General features: G+C 31.2%; 2 protein-coding genes and 2 rRNA genes. 3 read left to right on the forward strand and 1 reads right to left on the reverse strand.

All coding sequences use genetic code 4. The features are described 5' to 3' along the window. The first annotated feature begins 3 nt into the window (after positions 1-3). Together rrf and ABWU82_RS03585 are read left to right on the forward strand one after the other, a co-directional pair. Positions 4-110, forward strand: a 5S ribosomal RNA gene (gene rrf / locus ABWU82_RS03580). 107 nt (positions 111-217) lie between these two features. Continuing rightward, the gene (locus tag ABWU82_RS03585; protein WP_353290131.1) at positions 218-2,008 is read left to right on the forward strand and encodes a hypothetical protein; all 1,791 of its coding nucleotides are present in this window, start codon (positions 218-220) and stop codon (positions 2,006-2,008) included. Positions 2,009-2,094: 86 nt separating this feature from the next. On the opposite strand, the gene ABWU82_RS03590 is transcribed toward ABWU82_RS03585, so the two are convergent. Continuing rightward, positions 2,095-2,751: a LemA family protein gene (locus ABWU82_RS03590; protein ID WP_353290132.1), complete on the reverse strand. Its 657-nt coding sequence runs from the start codon at positions 2,749-2,751 to the stop codon at positions 2,095-2,097. 298 nt (positions 2,752-3,049) lie between these two features. Between ABWU82_RS03590 and ABWU82_RS03595 the strand changes: the two genes are divergently transcribed. Then, positions 3,050-3,136 (forward strand): 16S ribosomal RNA (locus ABWU82_RS03595); the annotation flags it as partial.

Genomic DNA, 3,136 nt, shown 5'->3' on the forward strand with positions numbered 1-3,136 from the left:
TAGTGCGGTGAAGATACCGATGTGGAAATACCCGTTCCCATACCGAACACGGAAGTCAAGCACATCAGGGCCGATTGTAGCAGAAATGTGAGAGTAGGACATCGTCGCGCAACCAAAAGACATTCTCTTAATTGAGGATGTCTTTTTTTGTGTCTTTTTAGGAGATAACCAAATAATTTTAGTGTAAAACTAAATTATGTGGAAGGGAAAACAAAATATGAAAGACAGAAAAATTAATTGAAACAACACTTATGTAGAACCCGCGCAAAAATTAGCTAAATTTGTAGAAAACAATTTTGAAGATATGTCAACGGAACTGAAAACTCAAATCCTTGATGAACAAAAAGCTAATATTGAAAAGTGAAAAAATAATGATCAACAAATTGAAGAAATTAAACAATTGATCAAAACGGAAAAGAAAGCACAACAAATCGTTAAAAAGAAATTTCAACGTTTTGGTTGAATTCTTTTATTTGTTCTAACACTTTCGATTGCTTACTGGTGCGTTAGAAGTAAATTTAAAGCTTTGGTAGAATGTTTAAAAGGTTTTAAACGTTGAGTTCAAGAACAAAAAGATAAAATTGCTAACATCATTCAAAACAAAATCAGTTTAATGAAGATGATGACAGGTGGTTACAGTATTAAAAAAATTTATTCTGAATACTTAAAGGCAATTGGGGCGAAATGCTTACAAAACGGTATGGTGGTCCCGGTGGCTGTTAGTGAAATGTGAAAAAACGGCGCCAATAATAAGGTTGGTTTAATTTATCAACCATATATTATTAAAAATAAAATTTATTCCTTGTTGCAAATGGAATACCTAGATACAGTGATGGTAACGACTTCTGCTACAGCAACTTGAACTGTTACCACTTATGATGCTGATGGTAAAGCACAAACAAGGTTTGTGTCTAGAACTGCATATCACCATGAACCAACACCGGTCTACAACTTTGGTGACTGCCATTTAGTAACAAAGTCAAATTTCGGCTGAAATTTTTCTTTAGAAACCGTTGCACGTAAAAAAAGAATCTTTAAATCTAGAAAATCACAATCAGTAGATGGTGATATTGAATTAGAAAACGATGATTTTAATGATGAATTCATTTTAAAGCCATTAGGTAATTTAGATGAATTGGGTAATGAAGTAAAGGCGAGAGAATTATTTACCGTTTTAGCTCAACAAAATTGTTTAGAATTTAAAACAATTGTGCCTAACTTTAAATTAACTAAAAAAGGTAAAGTTTTATTGTATTCAAAAACTAACAACAATTTAAGTTCTGGTTTCTATGGCAACAACTCATTAAGTTACTACTATTCTGGTAACCACGAAGAACCATTAGAATCAATTGTGGATAAGTTTAATAATGAAACTGGTCATGAACTAAATGAACTTTTAACTGGAATGGCTGGAATGAGTACAGTGCCAAACTTGGCTAACGAAGATACTAATGGTAATTTTGAAAACTACCGGATTAAAAACTTTGTCAATGATACAAGTGATGATTGTGAAGTTTATAACAACCAACCTAAAAATATGATGTTGGCTGTATTAGGACAATTACGTCATTTGGATAGATTCTTGGCAAACAGTAATAGAACTATGGAAAAATTTATTCCTTATGAAACTGAATCAGCAGAACAGTTATCTGCAGATTTATGAATCGTACCGTTAAGACGTTTTTGATATACAACAGAAACTTTATACGATGTACAAACTGTAGGTGATCCAAGTGTGGGTTATAGAACAGTGTCTGTTCCATACGTAAGATATTATGAACATGAAGAAAGAGTGTACTCTTTAATTAAGGGTCCACAAGCTAAAGTGGAAAATGAAACAGTTATTTTTGACAACACTTTAAACTTGTCTGAAGAAATTATTAACCAAACAACTAAACAATTAGCTGAAAGACAAGTTTACTATAATTTAGTAGATAACGACAACTTGTTTGTCTTAGGTAATACTGAAAAAACTTTTGCTTTAGAATTAGCGAATATCTTAAAATAACGACTAAATCTTGTTGCCTGAACGGGGTGACAAGATTTTTTTGTAGAAAAAAACTTATGCCATAAATTGACATAAGTGAATAAGTTTTAGAAAGTAGTCATGTTAACGTCTTGCATTGATTGTTCATCAGCTGCAAATTGAACGAAAGTTTCTAAATGTTGAGCACTTGCAAATACAACTTTTGGTCATGTGTTAATATCTGAGTTGAATTGTCTTACTCTTGAGTTGTATAGTCTTCTTGAAGCAGCAATTTCGTTTTCGATTACTTGTGATGTACTAATACCTTCCATAATTGAAGCGTGTGCTTTTAAGTTTGGGTATTGTTCGATTTGACCTAAAATAATTTTTTGCATGTGGTTAATTTGAGCTTGGTTTGCAGTTAATTGGCTAGAACCTGAACGTAAACCAGCTACTTGAGTTAAAGTTTGGTTTTCAAACTTTTGGTCACTTTCAATCAAAGCTTTTACTTTCATTAAAGTGTCGTAACGTTTCTTTTGTTCTACTTGAATTTGTGAAGTAGATTCTTCAATTTTAGTTTGTTGATCTACAAATTTGTTTTTACTCTTAACGTAGTAGACCAATAAAATGATACCTACAATAATTGTTAATCAAGATAATACAAATAAAATTCATCAACCCGCTTTTTGAGCGCCACTAGCTTGTACTTGAATTGGTGTTTCGTTAATTTGCGGGTTAAAACCGTCAGCCGTTTGTTGTTGTCTACTTGAATATAGATTACCCATATTTGTTTGTCTCCTTTAATTAATAATTTGATTTTATTAAAAATATTTAGGTTTCCAAGAGAAATGGGTAGGTTTTAAAAGAAAAATTCTAAAAAAATAGAAATAAATCGTTACTTTTTTGAAAAATCTTGTATAAATATATAGGTATATTTTTTCAGTTTTTCTTAAATAAATTTTTAAGAGAAAAAAATAAAAAAAATTTAAAAAAATGTTGACATTTTTTTAAAAAAGAGATATACTTATATAGTTGTGTTAATCACAACAGTTAGTTCTTTGAAAACTTAATAGAATCCGTCAATTTTTTGAGAGTTTGATCCTGGCTCAGGATTAACGCTGGCGGCATGCCTAATACATGCAAATCGAACGAAGCACTTGTGCTTAGTGG

The organism is Ureaplasma ceti (assembly GCF_040369755.1).
Lineage (GTDB): Bacteria > Bacillota_I > Bacilli_A > Mycoplasmatales > Mycoplasmoidaceae > Ureaplasma > Ureaplasma ceti.